Raw genomic sequence first — 22,599 nt, forward strand, 5'->3', positions numbered from 1 at the left:
TTCCTTATCGTTGTTGTAGAGAGACAAAGTGACGGGGGGCCGGGCCGACATAATCGGCGCTCGGGCGGATGATCCGGTTGTGCTCGCGCTGCTCCATCACGTGGGCGCACCAGCCGGTGACCCGCGAGCAGACGAAGATGGGGGTGAACAGCTTGGTCGGGATCCCCATGTAGTGATAGGCGCTGGCGTGGAAGAAGTCGGCGTTGGGAAAGAGCTCTTTCTCCTCCCACATCACCTTCTCCGCCTCGCAGGAGACGCGATAGAGACGATCATCCCCCACCGCCTCGGCAAGTTTGGCCGACCACTCCTTGATGATGACGTTGCGCGGATCCGAGGTGCGATAGATGGCGTGGCCAAAGCCCATGATCTTCTCCTTGGCCGCCAGCTTGGCCAGCAGTTCCCGCCTTGCCTGCGCTTCATCCTGCCAGTGTTCGATCATCGCCATGGCCGCCTCGTTGGCGCCGCCGTGGAGCGGGCCACGCAGGGTGCCGATGGCGGCGGTGATGCAGGAGAACATGTCGGAAAGGGTCGATGCGCAGACTCGCGCCGCAAAGGTGGAGGCGTTGAACTCATGCTCGGCGTAGAGGATAAGGGAGACATGCATCACCCGGCGCTCCAGCTCGCTCGGCGCTTTCTGGTGCAGCAGCGCCAGAAAGTGGCCACCGATACACTCCTCGTCGCTGTCGAGGGCGATGCGAACGCCCTCGTGACTGAACTTGTACCAGTAGATCAGAATGCCCGGAAAGGCGGCCAGCAGCCGATCCGCCACTTCGTGTTCATGCTCGAAACCATCTTCCGGCTCCAGATCGCCGAGCATGGAGCAGCCGGTGCGCAACACATCCATGGGGTGAGCATCGGCGGGAATGCGCTCCAGTACCTCCAGCAGCGCCGCCGGCAACATGCGCAAGCGGCGCAGCTCGCGTTTGTAGTCGGCCAGTTGCTGGTTACTCGGCAATTCACCCTTGAGCAGCAGATAGGCAACCTCCTCGAACTGGGCGCTATCGGCCAGCTCCTTGATGTCGTAACCGCGATAGGTAAGACCGGTGCCACTCTTGCCCACGGTGCAGATACTGGTCTCCCCTGCGCTTTGGCCGCGCAGCCCTGCCCCGCCCAACGGTTTCTGTTGTCCCATAAGCTGCCTCCTATTCCTTGGCTGAAAACAGACGATCCAGTGTCTGCTCGTAGTGGTGATATCCGAGAAAGTCGTAGAGCGACTCCCGGGTTTGCATGGTCTCCACGACGGCCCGTTGATGGCCATCCTGGCGAATATGGTGATAGACGTTGAGGGCGGCCTGATTGGCAGCGCGGTTGGCACTCAATGGATAGAGCACCATGTCGACGCCGTGGGCGGCGAGCAGCTCCTTGTCAAACAACTCGGTTTTGCCGAACTCGGTCATGTTGGCAAGGATCGGCACTTGGGCCGCCTGCTTGAACTGGTCGTACTGGGCCAGTTCGGTCACCGCCTCGGCGAAGATCATGTCGGCCCCGGCGGCAACATAGGCAGCGGTGCGCTCAAGAGCAGATTCCATCCCCTCTACCGCCAGCGCATCGGTGCGCGCCATGATGACGAACTCGCTATTCTCGCGGGCATCCACTGCCGCCTTGATGCGATCGCACATCTCCTCAAGCGTGACAACCGCCTTGTTGGGACGGTGGCCGCAGCGCTTTTGGGCCACCTGATCTTCCATATGGACGGCGGCAACCCCGGCTCGTTCGAACGCGCGAATGGTGCGGGCGATATTGAATGCCCCGCCCCAGCCGGTGTCTATATCGACCAGCAGCGGCACACGGGTTGCGGCGGTGATCCGCTCGGCATCGATCAGCACGTCGTTGAGTGAGGTCATGCCGAGATCCGGCAAGCCATAGGAGGCATTGGCCACTCCGGCGCCGGAGAGATAAAGAGCTTGAAAACCGCTGCGTTCGGCCATCAGCGCCATATAGGCATTGATGGTGCCGACGATCTGCAGGGGATGTTCATTGGCAAGGGCGGTGCGAAAGCGCAGGCCTGCCGAGGGGGGCAAACTGGACATCATGACTCCTTTCACCTGTCTAGTCTGGCTATCTAATATCACGTTTACGTTAACGTCAATTATACTTTCGTAACATTCCGGCCGCAGGCAAGACAGGAAACCGGTTTTAGGGTAAATTTCACCAATTCCTTCAACAGGTTGAATTGTATGATGGAGCCCGGTTCCGTGATTGTCTGTCCGGCGTGCGACTTGCTGATCCAGCGCAAAGCACTGCCGCTGCGTCGCCATGCCCACTGCCCGCGATGTCATCAACATCTCTATGGCCGTTATGCCTTTCGTCCCTCCCAGTTGATGGCCCTGACCATCACCGGATTTCTGCTGCTGCCCTCCGCATTTTTTGAGCCGTTGATCTATCTGCGGCTGGCTGGGGTCAACACCGACGCCGACCTGCTGCGCGGTATTCTGGTGCTGTTTGGCGAGGGCGAATGGTGGGTGGCCAGCCTGGTGCTCTGGTGCGCCGTGTTGGCGCCGGTGGGATTATTGGCGGGGATCTTTGTGCTGGCTTCGGGTCTGGCCAAACGTTGGCACATTCTTCCCGTCACCTTGAAGCTGGTCGAGGTGTTTCGCCACTGGGCCATGCTGGAGGTCTATATCGTCAGCCTGCTGGTTGCCCTGTTCAAACTGATCGACATCGCCGATGTGCGCCTCGGTGGCGGGTTGCTCAGCCTCGGTATTCTGATGCTGCTCAACATGACCCTGCTGATCCTGTTTGACCCCGCCCCCTACTGGGCGCGGATCCCGTTAAAGGAGCCGGAACATGACCAGCGCCCGTGAGATGGGGCTCTGCCGCTGCCATACCTGCGGTCTGCTGGTGCGTTATCAAGCCGGGGCAGTCTGCCCCCGTTGCAGCAGCAAATTACAGGTGCGCATTCCCCGTTCCCTCGCCTGGTCGTGGGGCTTGCTGGCGCTGGCCACCTTTATGCTGCTCCCCGCCAACCTGCTGCCCATCACCCATTTCTACAACAAGGGGCTATTGCAGTCGGATACCATCTTCAGCGGTATCATGATGCTCTATCGCAGCAAAATGAGCGGGATTGCCACCATAGTCCTCACCGCCAGCATACTGGTACCCGTGGGCAAGATATTGGGGTTGGGCTGGATCTGCTGGCAGTTGCAGCGGGCCAAGCCGGTGCGGCGCAAGCGCCAGCTGGTGATGTATCGGGTGATCGATTTTATCGGTCGCTGGTCAATGCTGGACCTGTTCGTGATTTCGCTGATGGTGGCACTGGTCGATCGGGGTGTACTGCTGAGTGTCCGCGCTGGCCCGGGGGCTACCGCCTTTGCCGGTGTGGTGGTGCTGACCATGATGTCGGCCCGCATGCTCGATACCCGTTTACTGTGGGACAAGGCGGCCCGTTAATGATTTCTCTGTTTTTGTCTGATGTGCTGTTTAATCCAGCCAATAAGGAGTCGGTATGATCGGGGCTGAACCCGTCATTGAAAAGCGTCGCTGGTTATCGCCGGTCTGGCTGTTACCCCTGATAGCCCTGCTGCTAGCAGGTGGCTTTCTCTATCAGCAGGTATTGAGCCGTGGCCAGCTTATCCAGATCAACTTCGCGCAAGGCAACGGCATCTTGCCGGGCAAAACCCAGATTCGTTATCAGGGGGTGGCCATCGGCGTGGTGCAAGAGCTGGAGCTGGCTGAAGATGGCCGCAAGATTGCGGTGATGGCCAAGATTGACAGCCGTGCCAGACCGCTGATCCGCAAGGGATCCGACTTCTGGCTGGTGAGCCCCAAGGCGTCGCTCACCGAGATCTCCGGTCTCGATACCCTGGTCTCAGGCAACTACATCAACCTGCAACCGGGGCGTGAAAGCAATCCGCTGGAGGAGACCTTCGATGCCTTGGAAGGCCCTCCTCCCGGCTATCAGGCTCAGGGGCGCATGCTGCACCTGACCGCCGATTCGCTGGGTTCGGTAGGGATTGGCGCCAAGCTCTATTTTCGCGGCATCGAGGTGGGCAGCGTCATCAATACCCGCCTGGGTCAGGACAACCAGAACGTCATTCTGGATCTGGTGATCGAACCGCGTTTCGAACATTTGGTCAAAGCTGATACCCGCTTCTGGAACATCAGCGGTATCAAGGGCTCCTTCAGTCTGGCTGGCGTCAACGTGGAGGCAGGCAGCCTCACCTCCATCCTGAGCGGCGGCATTGCCTTTGACTCGCCCAAAGATTCACCGGAGCCAGAGAAGGGACAGACTTTCGTCCTCTATAAAGGGCTGGCGGAAGCGGCGCGCGGCGAGCGCATCGATATCATGGCGGGCGATCTGCCCATCAAGGAGGGAATGCCCATTCTCTTCGAAGGAATCGAAATTGGTCGCGTCGATCCCATCCACCTTACTGACAAGGGGCGGGTGGTAACGGCACTGATCAATCCGGAGCAGGCTTATCGCATTACCGACAAGAGCCAACTGGTGTGGGAGAGTGTCTCCCTCTCCGCGACCGGTGTGCAGCATGCAGATCGCCTGCTCTCCGGCCCGGCCATTCGCCTCGACTATGTGGCGGGCAAACCGGTACAGAAGATGACCCTGACCGATCGCGCCCCCCAGAGCGGCACCAAGGTGACGCTGCAGGCTGACGATCTGGCGGGGCTCAATCAGGATGCACCTGTCTGGTACAAGGGATTGCAGGTGGGCCGTATCAGCCAGCTCACCCTGGATGCGCACGGCAATGCCAGCATTGAGCTGGTGATGGCGCCGAACTATGGCCATCTGCTCAACCGTGCCCGCTTCTATCGCGCCGCCCCGTTGCAGATCGATGCCGATCTGAGCGGCATCAAAGTAGAAACCAGTCCGGCCAGTGCCTGGTTGGGGGGCGGGATCAAGCTGGTACAAGCCAGCAGTGGCGAGCGGATTAACCGTCTCTACCCGAGTCAGGAGCTGGCACTGCTCGGCACCCGTGATGCCAAGCCCCGGCGCTGGTTGCTCAAGGCAGATCAGGCCGATGGCATTGGCATTGGCTCGCCAGTGCTTTATCTGGGGCTGGAAGCGGGCAAGGTCAAACAGCTGCGCGCCGCCAAAGAGGGGGTCGAGATCGAACTCGAGATTGATGGAGTCTATGCTCCCCTCCTCGCCCAGCAACCCCAGTTCTGGAAAAAACCGGCTATCGACACCAAGGTGCGGGTCGATGGGGTGCAGGTCAAGGTGGGCAACCTCGGTACCCTGCTGCGCGGTGCCATCGAGTTCGATCGGTTGGCCAATGGCCGCAGCAGTCATCAACTGTTCGATTCCAGGGAGCAAGCCAAGGCCAAGATGCGCCAGCTGTCACTGGTGGCAGAGAGCAATCCGGGGCTCGGGATTGGCAGCCCGATCCGCTATCGCGGTGTCGATATCGGCAAAATTGAAGAGATCGAGCTGGAGCCGTCACTGGGTCAGGTGATCTTCAAGGCTGAACTCGATGGCCACTATGCCGAGCGTTTCCTGCAGTCCGGCGCCCGCTTTACTCTGGTGCAGGCCAAGCTGGGGCTGGGCGGTGTCGCTCACCTCGATACCCTGATCAAGGGGGCGTTTGTAGAAGCACAACCCGGTAAAGGCGCTGGCAAAGATCGCTTCCCCTTGAGTCAGGTCGGCCCGGTGGGTCTGGCCCTGACCCTCAAGAGCCCCTCCGTCAATGGCCTGAGCGTCGGCAGTCCGCTGCTGTTTCGCAAGATGGTGGTGGGCAGTGTCACCAAGGTGGCGCTGGCTCGGGATGGTAGCGAGGTGGTGATCGACGTTAACGTGGATCAGGAGTATGCCCATCTGGTGCGTGCCAACTCCCGCTTCTGGAATGTCTCCGGGGTCAAGGCGGACATTGGCCTGACCGGTGGCACTATCGAGGTCGAGACGGTGCAGAGCCTGCTGGCTGGCGGCATTGCTTTCAATACGCCGGAGAGAGAGATGGGTCCAACCGTCAAGGCGGGACACAGCTATCCGCTCTACGGCAAGGCCGAGAAAGAGTGGCTGGAGTGGAGTCCGTGTATCCAGCCCTGATCTCTTCCCTTTGTATCTCATCCAAGCCCGGCACAGTGCCGGGCTTTTTTATATTCCGGTGTCTGTTGATAGGGTTCAGATTCAGAATATTCTTAGCCTTGTGGTAGGATATCGCCCCTCTTTTTCGGTCAACGAGACGGCACAGTGCACGACAACACCTTCCTTCCCGATTACTTTTTACGCCACATTGCGGCCATCATGCCGGCCCATCTCTCGATGGATGACTTTGTGGCCAGTTGTCGACGTCCGCTGCGCCGCAGCATTCGGGTCAATACCTTGAAGATCGCCGTCTCGGATTTCGTCGCCCTGATGGAGCCACTGGGTTGGCAGCTCGACCCTGTCCCCTGGTGTGATACCGGCTTCTGGCTGACCCGCAGCGATGAAACTGTCCCACTTGGCAACACCGCCGAGCACTTGAGCGGGCTCTTCTACATTCAGGAAGCGAGCTCCATGCTGCCGGTGACGGCACTCTTTGCCAGCGACAAGATCAAAGCGGATGGCATGTTGCTGGATGCGGCGGCGGCCCCCGGCTCCAAGACCACCCAGATCGCGGCTCTGATGAACAATCAGGGAATGCTGGTTGCCAACGAGTTTTCCAGCAGCCGGTTGAAAGTGCTTAGCGCCAATATCCAGCGCTGCGGCGTGACCAATGTGGGGATGACCCATTTTGATGCCAAGGTATTTGGCCAGTGGTTGCCGGAGACCTTCGACGCCATCCTGCTCGACGCCCCCTGCTCCGGTGAAGGTACGGTGCGCAAGGATGAAGATGCACTGCGCAACTGGAGTATCGAGAGCATCGACGAGATCGCGGCGGTGCAGCAGGGGCTGCTGGAGAGTGCCTTCCATGCCTTGAAACCGGGTGGCGTACTGGTCTACTCCACCTGTACCTTGAGTGAGCAGGAGAACCAAGCGGTCTGCCAATCCCTGCTGGACAAGTTTGGCGATGCCTTGAGTTTTGACTCGTTGGCAGACCTGTTCCCCCATGCAGAGCAGGCCTGTACATCCGAAGGATACCTGCACGTTTGGCCCCAGATCTTCGACAGTGAGGGCTTTTTCGTCGCCAGATTACGCAAGCATCACTCGGTGCCCAACACCATGTTCAAGCCGGGCAAGCTGGGTAAATTCCCCTTTGCGCCGCTTCCTGCCAAAGAGGCGGAACCAATGTTGCGCGAGATTGAAGCCAACTTCGGGGTGGCACCACAGGGTCTGCTGTTTGGCCGCAATGACGAGATCTGGCTCTTCCCCCAGCGGTTTGATCAGGTGCAGGGCAAGTTGCGTTTCGATCGCATCGGCATCAAGTTGGCCGAAACCTTCAAGAAAGGTTATCGCCTCACTCATGAGTGGGCATTGGCCTATGGCGATAAAGCGAGCAAGGGCGTGGTTGAGCTTGATAGCGCCAATGCGCGGGAATTCATGATGGGGCGGGACGTCTGGCCAGAACAGGATGCGGGCACTGGCGAGGTGATCGTCCGCTATCAGGGGCATACCCTGGGCATGGGGAAATGGGTGGGGAGTCGGGTCAAGAATGCCCTCCCCCGCGAGCTGGTGCGTGACAACAATCTGTTCAATGCGTAGTGGGTTGTTCGGTGCATCAGCACTTGAACGAGTCTGAAATACCCACACTCTGGTTGAACTTTTCTTCGGATCTTGAAAAGCCTTGAGCCTTGTCTAAGCTTAAGGCAATCCGAACACCAGTTAGCGCACGGCTCTGCAAGGAGCCAATTCCCCTATGCCAGGTACAAGGAATTCGTACCTGGCTTTTTTTATCTCTTCACGTATCGCTGTTACTTCACTCTTGTGTCTATTCGACGGTCTCTTCGACCGGTGTGGCGACTCTGTTTTCAAAAAGAGGTTCTCGACCCAGCTCATGTTGGTAGAGCAGGTCGATCGCCTGCTCGATAAGTGACGCCTGACTGTCTTCGAGATGAAGACCCAGAGCGGCTAATCGCTCGGCGTGGCGATTGCTGATCCAGCATTGCAGCCGGGTATGGGTCTCCTGCTTGCGTTTTACATGTTGGCGCTGCCGCTCGGCATTGTTTTGGGGCCCCGCCTCTTGCACTTCACGCACTGTCATTTCTTGGCTCATATGTCCTTGCGATATTACATTTCTGAGTTTGTTATCTCTCATCACATGCCATTATCCATTGGAAGATGCCCTTCCCCTTTGGGCTGTTGGCTGCGCGACAAATATATCATCAGATCAACAAGATATCATTTAACATAAAAAACTAAGTGACGCAGTTGTGTCAAAGCAAGCCATCAAGGGCATGATCGGAGAATTTATGGGCGTCATCGAAGTACTCCTGCAGGGTTCGCATATCCTTGTGGCGCGTTACCTCGATGATCTTGTTCATTGGCTTGCCGGCAGTCACCGCCGAGGTGATAAATCCGCGCCGCAGGCTATGGCCACTGACGTAAAGATCGTCGATGGTTTGGCCGGTTCGGCGTTTGATCATCAAATTGATGCCCTGGGGGCCGAGTGGCTCGGCCATCAGTTGACCCCAGCGGTTCATGCGCCGAAACAGCGGCCCCTCGCTGATCCGACTTTTGTGTAGCCAGTTTTGCAGTGCCGATACGGGGCAATAGTGCTTGCCCGGGATCAGGGCTATCTCGGTTTCATGCAGTTGATGTTTGCTCGGTTTGAGGCGAAGGCGGATCCCCTGCCCCACAAAATCGAGATCGCTCACCTCAATCCGGGCTGCTTCCGAGCGGCGCAAAGCACCACTGAACATCAGGAGCAGCAGGGTGTGATCACGCAAACCCGCGAGCTCCCTGGTGTCGATGCCATCCAGCACCTGGGTCAAAGGCTGCAGCGTCAGGGCACCGGTTTTGTGCTTGCGGTTATCCCCCAACCTGACAATACCGCGCATCATCTCCTTTATTTCGGGATGTTCGGTCGGCATCGGGTGAATGCCTTTCTGCTTGAAGGCATAACGGATCCCGGCAAGCCGTCTCACCAGGGTTGCCGGTTTTCGGGGCTCGCCATTACGCAACTCCCCTTTCCCCTCTTCTTTATCCAGCCATACCCAGTCTGCCAATACGCCGTCGGCCTGATCAGCGAGAAAATTCATGATGTCGTGATGGGTCGTTTGCAGCGGATCCAGCCCGTGTAACTGGCACCAGAAGACAAAAATACGGGTATCCGCCTGATAGGCATTGAGGGTGGAATCCGCTTTTGCACTGCGCAAAAAGCGGCGTGCCCGACTATTTAGCTGTGCATCGAAAACAGTCTGCAGTGACTGATGAGCTGGATTGGACAAGGTTGGATATGCCACGGAACTCTATGATTCATATGAAGTTTGAGAGGATCTTACAGGATCCTCCACACACATCAAGTATCGATAATGAATATTATCGATACTTAGAGCATCCTATTTTAATACCCATTGACCACGCTGAATAAAGGAAACATAGGAATATCATTCGACCCGGTTTAGCAAAAACGAAAAAGTAACATTTGAAGGAAGAAGTGAGAGATAACGCAGCTCGGTGTTGATATTCAGGTGGGTAATCAGCTTGGTATTTGAAAATTAAAAAGCCCCGAATAACGGGGCTTGGGGATTATTTTTTCGCCAGCTTGAACAGTTCAAAGAAATTCCGGCTGGTGGCTTCTGCCAATTCATTGAGCGGAATATGACGCAGGTCAGCAATAAACTGCGCAACGTCTCGCACAAAGGCGGGTTCGTTCTCCCTCCCCCGATGCGGTACGGGGGCAAGATAGGGCGAGTCGGTCTCGACCAGCAATCTGTCGAGGGGCAGAGCCTTGACCACCTCTTGCAGGGCGGACGCATTTTTGAAGGTGGCGATCCCGGAGATTGAGATATAGAACCCCATCGCCATCGCCGCTTGCGCCATCTCGAGGGATTCGGTGAAGCAGTGCAGCACACCGCCGACCTGATCCGCGCCCTCTTCACGCATGATCTGCAAGGTATCTTGCTGGGCATCACGAGTGTGGATGATCAGCGGCTTGTTCAGCGCGCGAGCAACCCGGATATGTTCGCGGAAAGAGGCTTGCTGAACTTCCTTGTTCTCGGGCGAGTAAAAGTAATCGAGACCGGTCTCACCGATGGCCACCACACGTGGATCGGCAGCTTGCTTGAGCAGCAACTCGGCATCGACACCGCGTTCCTGATTGAGCGGGTGTACCCCGCAAGAGGCAAACACCTGGGGATAGGGCGCGATCGCCTCGAGCATGGTCGGGAACTGTACCTGAGTCACACTGACACAGAGAAAATATCCCACGTCCAGTTTCGCGGCCTTGGCCAGTACATCAGCCATGCTGGTCTGCTTGCTGCCATAGCTGAGGCGATCGAGATGACAGTGGGAATCAACGAGTAACATATAAAACCTTTCTGCTTGTCGGTACTTATAACCAGCGACTGAGCCAGTTCATCAGATGGATGGTGGGATTGGAGAGCTGACCCGGCTGGCATGCCGCTTTCAGGGCAACCAGATCTTGTTCTGCCTCCAGCAGTTTTTCGCTGGAGTGCTGCTCCGCCAGCCGTTGGCTCAAAATTGCCAGATCCGGCATTGCCAGTTGATGGTGACCACATCCGGCCTGGGTTTTCAGGGCATCGCACAAGAAGAGCTGCAACCAGTGCAACCTGACCTGCGTCTCCTGACCCAGCTGGCTGCACAGTGCCGTCGCCTTGATCGGGCTTTGATTCAGAGCGACAAACTGTTCCAGCAATTCGCGGCGAGTGCCGTCCTGTTGCTGCTCGATATAGTCGAGTACCCGCAGCGGGGCCCCCTGACAGATCCGCACCTGAGCCAACGTGGCCTGATGACCCTGCTCGGCCAACCAGCGTACCGTCTCCCCTTCCGCAGGCAACTGACAAACATGTTTGTGACAGCGACTGAGAATGGTGGGAAGCAACCGCGAAACCTGGGAGGCGATCAACAACAACAAGCTGTCGCCGGCCGGCTCTTCCAGGGTTTTCAGCAGGGCGTTGGCCGCCGATTCGGTCATCCGCTCCGCATCAGGAATGATCACCACCTTGCCGCGGCCGAGCTGGGCAGAGCCCTGTAGCCGGGTGCAGATCTCGCGAATAGCTTCCACCCCAATGGTCTTGCTGTCGCGAGCGATGGTGCCGAGATCCGGGTGGTTACCCTTGTCAAACAGCTGGCAGGAGTGGCAATGACCGCAGGGTTCTCCGCGATCGGGGTGCTGGCAAAGGTGCAAACGCGCCAACCGCTCGGCCAGTTGCTCCTTGCCAAGACCGGGATCGCCGAGCAACAACCAGGCGTGACCGAGACGACCGGACTGGGCTGTCTGGCTCAGGGCATGCCAGTCGGGGATCAGCCAGGGATACATAGCGGCTCGTTCGACAGATAGTGATCCAATGCACACTCGATGGCCATTTTGACCTGATCCGGCGTTTGCGACGCATCGATCACCACAATGGAATCATCCTTGGCGGCCAGTTCGAGATAACGAGTTCGGGTACGCTCGAAGAAGCTCAGTTGCTCCAGTTCGATGCGATCCAGCTCGCCGCGATGGCGCGCGCGCTGCAAGCCAAGGGCGGGATCGATATCGAGATAGAGAGTGAGATCCGGCTTGAAGTTGCCGAGCACTGCCTGCTTGATGGCGCCGATAAGCTGTGCATCGATACCACGGCCGCCACCCTGATAGGCCTGGGAGGAGAGATCGTGGCGATCTCCCACCACCCAGACACCATCGGCCAGCGCGGGTTTGATCCGGGTCTCCACCAGTTGTACCCGGGAGGCATACATCAGCAGCAATTCCGCCTCGATGGTGAGGCGCTCGTCGTGCACCTCTTTGACGATGGCCCGCATCCGCTCGGCCAGTGGCGTACCACCCGGCTCGCGGGTGCACTCGATCCGGTCGATGCCGTGACGCTGCAGATAGTCGGTCACATAACGCACAGCCGAGCTCTTCCCTGCCCCTTCCAATCCTTCGATCACAATAAATTTAGACATTAGGGTTTCTTCAATATGTATTCGCGAACCGCCCGATTATGTTCATCGAGGGTCTTGGAGAAATAGTGGGCACCGCCCCCCTTGGCGACAAAGTAGAGATAGTCGGTCGACTTGGGGTTAAGCGCAGCTTCGATGGAGGCCTTGCCCGGCATGGCAATAGGCGTGGGCGGCAGACCATCGATCACATAGGTGTTGTAGGGATTCTTGTCGGTCAGATCGCTGCGGCGAATGTTGCCATCGTAGCGATCTTTCACCCCGTAAATGACGGTGGGATCGGTTTGCAACTTCATGCCCAGACGCAGACGATTGACAAACACCGAGGCGATCTGCGCCCGCTCATCCGGCTGGCCGGTCTCTTTTTCAATAATTGAGGCCATGATCAACGCCTCGTAGGGGGTCTTGTAAGGCAGGTTGGCCTGACGTTTCTCCCAACTCTGCTGCAGGAAAGTCTCCATATCCTGATGGGCACGACGCAGGATCGAGAGATCGCTGGCATGGGTGGTATAGGCGTAGGTTTCCGGCAGGAACCACCCCTCCAGCTTGCCATTCTCGATGCCGAGCTCCTGCGCCAGGTCGGCTTCGGATTGCTCGACGGTCAATCGCTCAAGGTATGGGGCACTGTAGAGCTGCTTCTGCCAATCCTCGAAACGGGAACCTTCGACGAAGGTGAGGCTGAAGTGAAACTCCTTACCCGATGCGAACAGAGAAAGGGTCTCCTTGAGAGGGGCCCCTTCCTTGATTTCATAGGTGCCCGATTTGATGGCCACCAGTTCGGGATGGCTGCGCAGCCAGAGCCGCACCGCCCAGGGGCTGGTTTCCCCCTCACCCAGTTCGGCAATGAGGCGCGCCGCATGGGCGCCCTTCTCCACCGTAAAGAGCCGGGTCGGCCCCTTGTTGGTGAGCGTCTCTACCTGTTGCCATTTGTAATGTACATAGCCCCCGGCAGCGGCTACCGTCAGTGCCGCCCCCGCGAGCAGGGTGTAAAGCCGATTAAACTTCAATGACCAAACGCTCCTGTAAACGGCGACTCAATACCGCTGGGGGATAGTGAATATCCTCGATGCCATTGACCGGCACGACCCCCATAAGGGTATTGGTGAGCCACACCTCTTCCGCCTGCCATAGTGACTCCAGCGGAGCCTCTACCACACGCAACTCAATACTCATCTGTTTCAACATCGCCATCACCTGGCGACGCATGATGCCATCGACACCACCGCGGGCGAGATCGGGCGTAAACACCGTCTTGCCCCGACGCCAAAACAGATTGGCACTGACCCCTTCAATGAGAAAACCACGACTGTTAAGCACTATCCCTTCGACTGCATTTCGGCTGACAAGTTCGCTTTTCAGCAATACCTGCTCCAGACGATTCAAGGTTTTAAGCCCGGCCAGCATAGGCGCATCACCGATCCGCTGGCGGCACACCACTATCTCGATCCCCTCCTGTTGCCACTGGCCATAGTGAGTGGGAAATGGCGCCAGAGTGACAATCCGGGTTGTGTGCTGACATCCGCTGCCATCATAGCCCCGCCCCCCTTCGCCGCGGGTCAGGATCACCTTGGCCACGCATTGTGGCTGCTCGGCCACCATCTCTTCAACCTCCCGGGTCAAGAGACCCCAGTCCGGTTCAACCAATCCCAACCGGTTGTTCGCCTGCTGCAACCGTGCCAGATGGGCAGGCCACTGCAACACGCGACCCTCCCTGACCGCCATGGTGGTGAAATGACCGTCACCATAAGCCAGCCCCCGATCATAGGCCGAGATGGTATCAAGCTTCATGCCATTGATAAGCAAAGGGATCCCTCCGATAAAAAAGGCCCGATACCGGCAGTATCGGGCCTGTGTCTTTGCCCTGCGGCAAATTATACGCGTTTGAAGATCAGTGAGCCATTGGTGCCGCCAAAACCAAACGAGTTGGAAAGGGCGTACTCGAAGCTGCCTGGCTTGGCCACATGGGGTACCAGATCCAAGTCGCACTCTTCATCCGGGTTGTCCAGGTTGATGGTGGGCGGAGCCACCTGATCACGCAGGGCCAACACTGTGATGATCGCCTCGATGGCACCGGCGGCGCCCAACAGGTGACCGGTCATGGACTTGGTAGAGCTCACCATCAGGGATTTGGCGTGCTCACCAAACACCGACTTCATGCCACGCAGCTCGGCCACATCACCCAGCGGGGTGGAGGTACCGTGCGCGTTGATGTAACCAATATGCTCGGGAGCAATGCCGGCATCCTTGATAGCATTTTTCATGGCGCGAGCACCACCGTTGCCATCTGCAGGAGGCGCAGTCATGTGGTACGCGTCACCGCTCATGCCAAAACCGACCAGCTCGGCGTAGATCTTGGCGCCACGGGCCTTGGCGTGTTCGTACTCTTCCAGTACCAGTACACCGGCACCGTCACCCAGCACGAAACCATCGCGATCTTTATCCCACGGACGGCTCGCTTTTTGCGGCTCGTCGTTGCGGTTGGAGAGTGCCTTGGCAGCAGCAAAACCACCCATCCCCATCGCGGTGGAGGCTTTCTCGGCACCGCCGGCGACCATCACATCGGCATCACCGTAAGCGATCATCCGGCCAGCCATACCGATGGCATGGGTACCTGTGGTACAGGCGGTAGTCACGGCGATGTTCGGCCCTTGCAGACCTTTCATGATGGAAAGATGACCGGACACCATATTGATGATGGTGGACGGAACGAAGAAGGGACTGATCTTGCGCGGGCCGCCGTTGACCAAGCTTTCGTGGTTCTGTTCAATCAGACCCAGACCGCCGATACCGGAGCCAATCGCCACGCCGACACGTTCGGCATTCTCTTCATTGATGGTCAGGCCGGAATCATCCAGCGCCTGCATACCGGCCGCGATGCCGTATTGAATGAAGAGATCCATCTTGCGAGCGTCTTTACGGTTGATACCGTACTGCTCGGGATCGAAATCCTTGACCAGACCTGCGAAGCGGGTTGCAAACTCGCTGGCATCAAAGTGTTCGATAAGGGAAATGCCGCTCTGCCCGTTGAGCAGTGCTTGCCAGCTGGATTCGGCAGTGTTACCCACCGGGGAAAGCATCCCCAAGCCGGTCACCACGACTCTGCGTTTTGACACTGAGGTAGTCTCCGAGAGGTGTTTTGAAAAGGAACAAATACAAAAGAAGCGGCCCTTGGGCCGCTTCTCTTAGAACAGGAACTTATTCCTGATTAGCGGTGATGTAGTCGATAGCCGCTTGAACAGTGGTGATCTTCTCGGCTTCTTCATCAGGAATTTCGGTATCGAATTCTTCTTCCAGCGCCATTACCAGTTCAACGGTATCCAAAGAGTCAGCGCCCAGGTCGTCGACGAAGGAGGCAGCGTTCTTAACGTCTTCCTCTTTAACACCCAGTTGTTCGATGATGATTTTCTTTACGCGTTCTTCGATGTTGCTCATGACCTGAATTTTCCTTTAAAAATACGCTATTTGCGTCTGGTTGGGGTAGTTTATTCAATTGACGTGAGTTTGCAAGTAGCTTGCCGCTGGTCAAACCACGAAATGTGCCAAACTTCGGCGTACTATCGCAAATTTGAACAGATCTTACGACAAATTGATTACACCATGTACATCCCGCCATTAACATGCAGGGTTTCGCCGGTGATATAGGCTGCTTCATCAGAAGCCAAGAATATCACAGCTGCGGCAATTTCTTTTGGATCACCCAAACGGGCGGCAGGCACCTGACTCATGATGCCGGCACGTTGATCGTCATTCAGGGCACGGGTCATGTCGGTTTCGATGAAACCGGGAGCAACCGCGTTCACTGTGATACCACGGGATGCCACTTCCCGCGCCAACGATTTGGTAAAACCAACCAGACCTGCCTTGGCGGCAGCATAGTTGACCTGACCGGCATTGCCCATGGTTCCCACCACGGAGCCGATGCTGATGATGCGACCATGACGTTTCTTCATCATGGCACGCAACACCGGTTTGCTCAGACGGTAAAGCGAGGTCAGATTGGTATCGATGATCTCGTTCCACTCGTCATCCTTCATCCGCATCAACAGGTTGTCACGGGTGATACCCGCGTTGTTGATCAGGATGTCGATGTCGCCAAAGCGCGCCTTGATGGCGGCGAAGACGGCTTCGATGGATTCCTGGCTGGTCACGTTCAGTGCCATGCCGCAACCATTCTCGCCCAGATAGGCGCTGATCGCCTCGGCACCGCTCTCGCTGGTCGCCGTACCGACCACTTTCGCGCCACGGGCCACGAATGTTTCGGCAATCGCACGGCCGATGCCACGACTGGCACCGGTCACCAACACAACCTTATCGGTAAAGCTCATCACTTGCTCCTGTTTACTTGATCTGGGCCAGCGCCTGCTCGAAAGAGGCGGCATCGTTGGCGTGAATACCTTCCACGCGCTTGTCGATACGCTTGGCGAGCCCGGTCAACACTTTGCCCGGTCCCATCTCGATCTCGAGGGTAACGCCCTCATTGGCCATCCGCTCGACAGTCTCGGTCCAACGAACCGGGCTGAACAGCTGACGTACCAGCGCTTGCTTGATGGCAGCCGGATCCTGTTCACAGGATACGTCGACATTATTGATGACAGCGATGGTTGGAACCTTGATCTCGATCCCGTCCAGCGCAGCTGCCAGTTTTTCTGCGGCAGGTTTCATCAGCGCGCAGTGAGACGGCACGGAGACCGGCAGCGGCAGCGCACGCTTGGCGCCCGACTCTTTCATCAGCACGTTGGCGCGCTCAACGGCCTCTTTGTGACCGGCGATAACCACCTGGCCCGGGGAGTTGAAGTTGACCGGAGAGACCACCAGCCCTTGTGCCGCTTTTTCGCAGTTGGCGGCGATGGATTCGTTATCCAGACCGATGATGGCCGCCATGGCGCCGGTGCCTTCCGGTACCGCTTCCTGCATAGCCAGACCACGCAACTCGACCAGTTTGACCGCATCGGCAAAATCGAGTGCGCCGCTGCAAACCAGCGCAGAGTACTCACCCAGGCTGTGACCCGCCATCATGGCAGGCGTTGCCCCACCCTGCTGTTGCCACAGGCGCCACAGGGCGACAGAGGCAGTCAGCAGCGCAGGCTGGGTGCGCCAGGTTTTGTTCAGATCTTCAACCGGACCATCCATCACCAGGGCAAACAGGTCATAACCCAGCACCTGACTCGCCTCGGCGAAGGTCTCCTTGATCACGGCATGTTGTTCGGCCAGCTCGGCCAGCATGCCAACGGACTGGGAACCTTGTCCCGGGAAGGCAATGGCAAATTGGGTCATCATTGATTCCTTTTAGATAAGACAAAAATGAAATCGGTGACGGGATGATGGAGACACCATCCCGCCGAAGATCAGAGGCGAACCAGCGCCGAGCCCCAGGCGAAACCGCCACCAAAGGCTTCCAGCAGTACCAGCTGACCCGGTTTGATCCGGCCATCCCGCACCCCTTCATCGAAGGCGACAGGGACGGACGCAGCAGAAGTGTTGCCGTGCTTGTCGAGGGTCAGCACCACTTTATCGAGGCTCATACCCAACTTCTTGGCTGTGGCGCTGATGATGCGGAAGTTGGCTTGATGCGGCACCAGCCAGTCCAGCTCGCTCGGCTCGATGCCAGCAGCGGCCAAGGTTTCGGTTACGATCTCGCTCAAACGGGTGACCGCGACCTTGAAGACATCGTTGCCCTTCATATACATATAGGCTTCGAGCTCGGCACCCGGCATGCCGCGACGAGGGTGCGGCAGCTTGAGCAGCTCGCCATAACGGCCATCGGCATGAAGATGGGTAGAGAGGATACCCGGCGTCTCGCTGGCACCGACAATCACAGCCCCTGCCCCATCACCAAACAGGATGATGGTGCCGCGATCTTGTGGATCGCACATGCGGGAGAGTACATCGGCCCCGACGACCAGCACATGGCGGGCGGCGCCGGATTTGACGAACTGATCGGCAATGGAAAGTGCGTAGGTGAAGCCTGCGCAGGCTGCAGCCACGTCAAAGGCAGGAATGCCCGGAACGCCGAGCAGCCCCTGCAGCTCGCAGGCGGCAGCCGGGAAGGCATTTTCAGCACTGGTAGTGGCCAGCACTATCATATCGAGATCGGCAGCGGTCAAGCCGGCTGCATCCAGGGCGCGCAGGGCGGCCTGGTAAGAGAGGGTGGCAACGGTTTCGTCAGCCCCGGCAATACGGCGCTCACGGATACCGGTGCGTTCCACGATCCACTCATCACTGGTCTCAACCATCTGCTCGAGATCGGCGTTGGTACGCACTGAACTCGGCAGGTAGCTGCCAGTACCCAGAATTTTGCTATGCATAGAGTTCTTATAGATCCCTGTCAGAGAAGACAGCTTCAAGGCGATCTGCTATTTGCAGTGGAAGTTGATGTTTGGCCTCTTGTGCGGCCAGCAGGATCGCATTACACAGAGCGCGCCGTTCGGCCCGCCCATGACTTTTTACCACAATGCCGCGCAATCCTAACAGACTTGCCCCGTTATACTGGTCGGGGTTCAGGTAAGAAAAACGCCGTTTGAACATAAATCCGGCGATCTGGCCAAGAAAAGTGCGTTTCTTGCGGGGATATCCGGCCAGGTGGGCCATCATCCGCACCACCCCTTCTGCCGTCTTGAGGGCGACATTACCGACAAAACCGTCGCAGACGATCACGTCGCTGTCGCCGCTGAAGATGCGATCCCCTTCGACGAACCCGACATAATTGAGCGCGTGGCACTGACGCAACAATTCGGCGCTGTGGCGCACCAGATCGTTGCCCTTGATCTCCTCCTCGCCGATGTTGAGCAAGGCAACACGAGGTAATGCTATGCCTTCTACCTTTTCAGCCACGACGGAGCCCATCACCGCAAACTGCAGCAAGGTATCCGCATCGCAACTGACGTTAGCGCCAAGATCCAGCATCACGGTGCGTTTCCCGCTCAATGTCGGCAACGCCTTGATAAGGGCGGGTCTGTCTACCCCGGGTAGGGATTTGAGCACGCACTTGGCCATCGCCATCAACGCACCGGTATTGCCGGCACTGACGCAGGCATCGGCCTCACCGGCTTTCACCAGATTGAGTACCACCCGCATGGAGGAGTCTTTCAGAGTACGCAGCGCCACGATCGGTTTATCGCCCATGCCAACCACTTGGGATGCATGTACGAAACGAACGCGGGGATGATTCAGCAAGCCATGTTGCTGCAGCAGAGAGAAGGTCTGGTGCTGGTCGCCGACCAGGATCAGTTTTAGCTGGGGTAAAAGAGACAGTGCCTGCACGGCGGCAGGCACTGTTTCCGAGGGGCCAATATCTCCCCCCATGATGTCTAGCGCGACAGTTTGCGTAGACAAAGGCAATCCTTAAGCGATTACCTTTTTACCGCGGTAGAAACCATCGGCAGTCACGTGGTGACGACGATGAATTTCGCCACTGGTCTGATCAACAGTCAGGGCAGCGGTGGTCAGCGCATCGTGGGAACGACGCATGCCACGCTTGGCACGGGTTTTACGGTTCTGTTGTACGGCCATTGTAGGCTAACTCCTAAATTCACTTACGTTTAAGCTCTTCAAGAACTGCAAAGGGATTCGGCCGCTCATCAGCAGGTTCGATTTCACCCCAGGTCATCTCCATGTTTCCTCTCGGGCATGCATCCAGAGAATGCATTGCGACTTGAGGCAACGAGAGGATGAGTTCATCCTCCAGGATTTGATGAAGATCTATCTCGCCGTTTTCGTCCAACTCAATGGGCTCATAAGCTTCCGGCAGTTCTTCCTCGTTTGTTCTTTCGAACAGCGGAGTGTAGATAAATTCAGCTTCACAGAGGTGTTCGAATGTCTCCCCGCAACGTTGGCAAACCAGGTTAACCTTGGCATGGGCAGTGCCTTTCATAACGGTCAACTTCTGGACATCTTTGCCAAAGTGCAGTGATACATCGATATCACTCTGCAAGCCAGCGGTTGATTCCTCCAGCCTGGGCATCTGCGACTTTTCCACTATCCCGATGTAATCGAGCAGCTTCAAGGCACTACGGACTGGATCAACCTTAACGGGCAACTTCACCTTTTGCATAGGGCGCGAATAATATAGGTCCAACAACTGATAGTCAAAGGAAAAAGTCCTTACCGCCGATGATTTTAACGTCACAAGTCCCTAGAATGCCGGTACTCGCTTTCATCGGTACCTGATTATGCCACAGAATCTGATCCTCGCCTCAACTTCTCGCTATCGTAAAGCCCTGCTGGAGAAGCTCGGCCTCCCCTTTGAATGTGCGGCTCCCGACGTAGACGAGCGACCACTGGCAGATGAATCCGCTCAGGAGCTGGTGGCCCGACTTGCCCGGGCAAAGGCCCAGGCCATTGCAAATAGTCGTGATCACGGGCTGATCATCGGATCTGATCAGGTTTGTGTCTGCAATGGCCGCATCCTCGGCAAACCGGGCACCATCGACAATGCCATCGCCCAGCTGATGGCGGCTCAAGGTCGCAGCGTCACCTTTTACACCGGGCTGTGCGTACTTAACGCTGCAACCAATGAGATTCATCAATTGATTGAACCGTTTACGGTCCACTTTCGCGATCTCGACGAATCCGCCATTCGCCGCTATGTAGAGGCTGAGCTGCCCCTCGATTGTGCGGGCAGTTTCAAATGCGAAGGGATGGGGATCGTGCTGTTCAAGGGGCTGGAAGGGCGCGATCCTAACGCCTTGATCGGTCTGCCGCTGATCGGCCTGATCGAGCTGCTGGAGCGCCACGGTATTGCCCTGCCCTGATCGCGGACGAATAGATAAGCTAGATCGAGCATATAAAAAGCCCGGTCAATAGACCGGGCTTCTGTTATCAATCAGATCGATGTCTCTTAAAGAGAGGCGTCTATAACAGCCCGCGAAGAGCCGCCATAGAATCCACCACCGCCACTGGCCCGTGACGACTGAGGGCATCGCGGCTATCCACCCCCCAGGTGACACCAATGCGCGGCATGGCGATTGCCTCGGCCATCGCCATATCGTGAACAGAGTCGCCGACCATCACGGCCTGCCGGGGTGAAAGCCCCAGTTCGTCTAGGATCTGCTCAAGCATCAGCGGATCGGGCTTGGAGTTGGCCTCATCAGCCCCACGACTGGTCATAAACAACGGGCGCAGCCCGGTCTCATCCAATACCCGATCCAGCCCACGGCGTGATTTACCGGTCGCGACGGCCAGTTGCAGGCCCCGTGACCGCCAGTCATGCAGCAGCTCCCCTGCCCCGGCAAACAGCGGACTGGGGGTCGCATCGTGCAGATAGTGATGACGATAACGATCGATGAGCATGGCAATCTGGTGCTCATCAATGGCGGTGCCACTGTCGCTACACAAAGGGAACAGGCGGGACATGGCGACATCAAGGCTCAATCCGATGATCTGCCGGATCTGGGCTGGTGAAGGTACCGCCAGCTCACAATCTCTGGCGGCCCCCTCCACACAGGCGACAATCCGGCCCACCGAATCCATCAGGGTGCCATCCCAATCGAAAATGGCGAGCCGGATATCCTGCATCAGCGTGGCAAGCCGTTGAGGAAGTTGTCGAGTTCAGGTGCCAGCGGCGCTTCTACCTGCATCTCGCGACCATCGGCCGGATGGGTGAAGCTGAGCTTCCAGGCATGCAAAAAGAGCCGTTTCAGCCCTTGGCTGCGCATTTTCTCGTCAAACGCCGCTTCACCATACTTATCATCACACGCAATCGGGTGACCGGCATGCAGGGTGTGCACCCGGATCTGGTGGGTACGACCGGTGATGGGGCTGCACTCGACCAAGGTCGCTTCGGCAAATTGACGCACGATACGGAACCGAGTTTCCGATGGCTTGCCATCCGCGCTGACCCGTACTACCCGCTCCCCAGACTGCAGATCGTTTTTGCGCAGAGGTGCATTAACCACCTTCACGTGAGCCTGCCATTTGCCGCGCACCAGCGCCAGATACTGCTTGCGCATGGTCTTGACGCGCAACTGCTCATGCAGGCTGCGCAGTGCGCTGCGTTTTTTAGCAACCAGCAGTACGCCCGAGGTATCGCGATCCAGTCGATGAACCAGTTCAAGGAACCGAGCTTCAGGACGCAGGGCGCGCAGCCCTTCTATCACGCCAAAGCTCAGGCCGCTGCCACCGTGTACTGCCATGCCGGAGGGCTTGTTCAGCACGATCATGGCATCATCTTCGAACAGGATCTGGCTCTCCAGACGCTGGATAACGCCCAGATTTGCTGAAGGCAGCTCATTCTTCTCGGCAACGCGTACGGGAGGAACCCGCACCTCATCGCCTGCGCAGAGTTTGTACTCCGGTTTGATGCGCTTTTTGTTTACTCGCACTTCACCTTTGCGAAGGATGCGATAGATCAGGCTCTTGGGGACGCCCTTTAGCTGAGTCTTGAGAAAATTGTCGATGCGCTGCCCGTCATGCTCAGCTTCGATGGTGAGCAGCTGCACTTGTTGTTGTATCTGTGTCATGGCGCGGATTTTACCACTGCCAGCGCCCCTTGGCTGCTGGTTTGTTGAAAAATGGCGCCTTGCTATAAAAGAGGTTTAAATGGGATAATAAACAAGGTTTTGTCATTGTGTTCAAGCCTTGTACTAAGTGGCCAAAAAGTATGCCACCCAATCCCGATACACCGTGTCTAGAAGAACATGACGGTTCCCGGGTGCGAGGTACAACGCATG

Annotated in this window: 24 protein-coding genes; 5 read left to right on the forward strand and 19 right to left on the reverse strand. The window is 57.4% G+C overall.

Annotated features, from left to right (window positions below; genetic code table 11):
- Positions 1-4 precede the first annotated feature (4 nt).
- A complete protein-coding gene (gene prpC / locus G5380_RS02720) occupies positions 5-1,132 on the reverse strand; it encodes a bifunctional 2-methylcitrate synthase/citrate synthase (RefSeq protein ID WP_337072238.1) in 1,128 nt (375 codons plus the stop codon).
- 10 nt (positions 1,133-1,142) lie between these two features.
- Complete coding sequence (prpB, locus tag G5380_RS02725) at positions 1,143-2,030, reverse strand: methylisocitrate lyase (protein WP_337072239.1); 888 nt, start codon at positions 2,028-2,030, stop codon at positions 1,143-1,145.
- 147 nt (positions 2,031-2,177) lie between these two features.
- Here prpB and G5380_RS02730 point away from each other — a divergent pair, with 147 nt between their 5' ends.
- From G5380_RS02730 to rsmF, 4 genes are all read left to right on the forward strand, one after another.
- On the forward strand, positions 2,178-2,804 hold the full coding sequence (locus tag G5380_RS02730; protein WP_005345516.1) for a paraquat-inducible protein A: 627 nt from the start codon (positions 2,178-2,180) through the stop codon (positions 2,802-2,804).
- Positions 2,788-3,390, forward strand: coding sequence for a paraquat-inducible protein A (locus G5380_RS02735; protein WP_005333132.1), 603 nt, complete (start codon positions 2,788-2,790; stop codon positions 3,388-3,390). The genes G5380_RS02730 and G5380_RS02735 overlap by 17 nt, the downstream gene beginning before the upstream one ends.
- A 55-nt stretch (positions 3,391-3,445) precedes the next feature.
- A complete protein-coding gene (locus G5380_RS02740) occupies positions 3,446-5,998 on the forward strand; it encodes an MlaD family protein (RefSeq protein ID WP_421352329.1) in 2,553 nt (850 codons plus the stop codon).
- 144 nt (positions 5,999-6,142) lie between these two features.
- Positions 6,143-7,573 carry a 16S rRNA (cytosine(1407)-C(5))-methyltransferase RsmF gene (gene rsmF, locus G5380_RS02745; protein ID WP_421352330.1) on the forward strand — a complete coding sequence of 477 codons (1,431 nt, stop codon included), beginning with the start codon at positions 6,143-6,145 and terminating at the stop codon, positions 7,571-7,573.
- A 226-nt stretch (positions 7,574-7,799) separates the two neighbouring features.
- Here rsmF and G5380_RS02750 read toward each other — a convergent pair whose 3' ends face one another.
- From G5380_RS02750 to yceD, 15 genes are all read right to left on the reverse strand, one after another.
- On the reverse strand, positions 7,800-8,072 hold the full coding sequence (locus tag G5380_RS02750; protein ID WP_421209065.1) for a RepB family protein: 273 nt from the start codon (positions 8,070-8,072) through the stop codon (positions 7,800-7,802).
- 172 nt (positions 8,073-8,244) lie between these two features.
- Positions 8,245-9,273: a tyrosine-type recombinase/integrase gene (locus G5380_RS02755; protein ID WP_421352331.1), complete on the reverse strand. Its 1,029-nt coding sequence runs from the start codon at positions 9,271-9,273 to the stop codon at positions 8,245-8,247.
- Positions 9,274-9,559: 286 nt separating this feature from the next.
- A complete protein-coding gene (locus G5380_RS02760) occupies positions 9,560-10,339 on the reverse strand; it encodes a TatD family hydrolase (RefSeq protein ID WP_421352332.1) in 780 nt (259 codons plus the stop codon).
- 25 nt (positions 10,340-10,364) lie between these two features.
- Positions 10,365-11,312: a DNA polymerase III subunit delta' gene (gene holB / locus G5380_RS02765; protein WP_421209034.1), complete on the reverse strand. Its 948-nt coding sequence runs from the start codon at positions 11,310-11,312 to the stop codon at positions 10,365-10,367.
- Complete coding sequence (tmk, locus tag G5380_RS02770; protein WP_219594256.1) at positions 11,297-11,938, reverse strand: dTMP kinase; 642 nt, start codon at positions 11,936-11,938, stop codon at positions 11,297-11,299. Before tmk ends, holB begins: the two co-directional genes overlap by 16 nt.
- The gene (gene mltG, locus G5380_RS02775) at positions 11,938-12,939 is read right to left on the reverse strand and encodes an endolytic transglycosylase MltG (protein ID WP_279487180.1); all 1,002 of its coding nucleotides are present in this window, start codon (positions 12,937-12,939) and stop codon (positions 11,938-11,940) included. Before mltG ends, tmk begins: the two co-directional genes overlap by 1 nt.
- The gene (gene pabC / locus G5380_RS02780) at positions 12,929-13,735 is read right to left on the reverse strand and encodes an aminodeoxychorismate lyase (RefSeq protein WP_421209033.1); all 807 of its coding nucleotides are present in this window, start codon (positions 13,733-13,735) and stop codon (positions 12,929-12,931) included. Before pabC ends, mltG begins: the two co-directional genes overlap by 11 nt.
- 68 nt (positions 13,736-13,803) lie before the next feature.
- A complete protein-coding gene (gene fabF, locus G5380_RS02785; protein ID WP_421209032.1) occupies positions 13,804-15,045 on the reverse strand; it encodes a beta-ketoacyl-ACP synthase II in 1,242 nt (413 codons plus the stop codon).
- Between the two features lie 82 nt (positions 15,046-15,127).
- On the reverse strand, positions 15,128-15,364 hold the full coding sequence (gene acpP, locus G5380_RS02790; protein ID WP_005300909.1) for an acyl carrier protein: 237 nt from the start codon (positions 15,362-15,364) through the stop codon (positions 15,128-15,130).
- A 158-nt stretch (positions 15,365-15,522) separates the two neighbouring features.
- Positions 15,523-16,257 carry a 3-oxoacyl-ACP reductase FabG gene (gene fabG, locus G5380_RS02795; protein WP_421352333.1) on the reverse strand — a complete coding sequence of 245 codons (735 nt, stop codon included), beginning with the start codon at positions 16,255-16,257 and terminating at the stop codon, positions 15,523-15,525.
- Between the two features lie 13 nt (positions 16,258-16,270).
- Complete coding sequence (gene fabD, locus G5380_RS02800; protein ID WP_421209064.1) at positions 16,271-17,206, reverse strand: ACP S-malonyltransferase; 936 nt, start codon at positions 17,204-17,206, stop codon at positions 16,271-16,273.
- Positions 17,207-17,277: 71 nt separating this feature from the next.
- Positions 17,278-18,237, reverse strand: a complete 960-nt coding sequence (locus tag G5380_RS02805) for a beta-ketoacyl-ACP synthase III (protein ID WP_040065495.1) — start codon at positions 18,235-18,237, stop codon at positions 17,278-17,280.
- A gap of 7 nt (positions 18,238-18,244) precedes the next feature.
- Entirely contained in the window at positions 18,245-19,264 is a 1,020-nt protein-coding gene (gene plsX, locus G5380_RS02810) for a phosphate acyltransferase PlsX (RefSeq protein ID WP_224970102.1), read from the reverse strand.
- Between the two features lie 9 nt (positions 19,265-19,273).
- On the reverse strand, positions 19,274-19,441 hold the full coding sequence (gene rpmF / locus G5380_RS02815) for a 50S ribosomal protein L32 (protein ID WP_005300935.1): 168 nt from the start codon (positions 19,439-19,441) through the stop codon (positions 19,274-19,276).
- 19 nt (positions 19,442-19,460) lie between these two features.
- Entirely contained in the window at positions 19,461-19,982 is a 522-nt protein-coding gene (gene yceD / locus G5380_RS02820) for a 23S rRNA accumulation protein YceD (protein ID WP_421209031.1), read from the reverse strand.
- A 118-nt stretch (positions 19,983-20,100) separates the two neighbouring features.
- Between yceD and G5380_RS02825 the strand changes: the two genes are divergently transcribed.
- Positions 20,101-20,682 carry a Maf family protein gene (locus G5380_RS02825; RefSeq protein WP_421209030.1) on the forward strand — a complete coding sequence of 194 codons (582 nt, stop codon included), beginning with the start codon at positions 20,101-20,103 and terminating at the stop codon, positions 20,680-20,682.
- Positions 20,683-20,782: 100 nt separating this feature from the next.
- On the opposite strand, the gene G5380_RS02830 is transcribed toward G5380_RS02825, so the two are convergent.
- On the reverse strand, positions 20,783-21,445 hold the full coding sequence (locus tag G5380_RS02830; RefSeq protein WP_421352334.1) for an HAD family hydrolase: 663 nt from the start codon (positions 21,443-21,445) through the stop codon (positions 20,783-20,785).
- Positions 21,445-22,389: a 23S rRNA pseudouridine(955/2504/2580) synthase RluC gene (gene rluC, locus G5380_RS02835; RefSeq protein WP_005351815.1), complete on the reverse strand. Its 945-nt coding sequence runs from the start codon at positions 22,387-22,389 to the stop codon at positions 21,445-21,447. Before rluC ends, G5380_RS02830 begins: the two co-directional genes overlap by 1 nt.
- Between the last annotated feature and the right edge of the window lie 210 nt (positions 22,390-22,599).

Source organism: Aeromonas sp. 604443 (assembly GCF_049170315.1).
Lineage (GTDB): Bacteria > Pseudomonadota > Gammaproteobacteria > Enterobacterales > Aeromonadaceae > Aeromonas > Aeromonas veronii_A.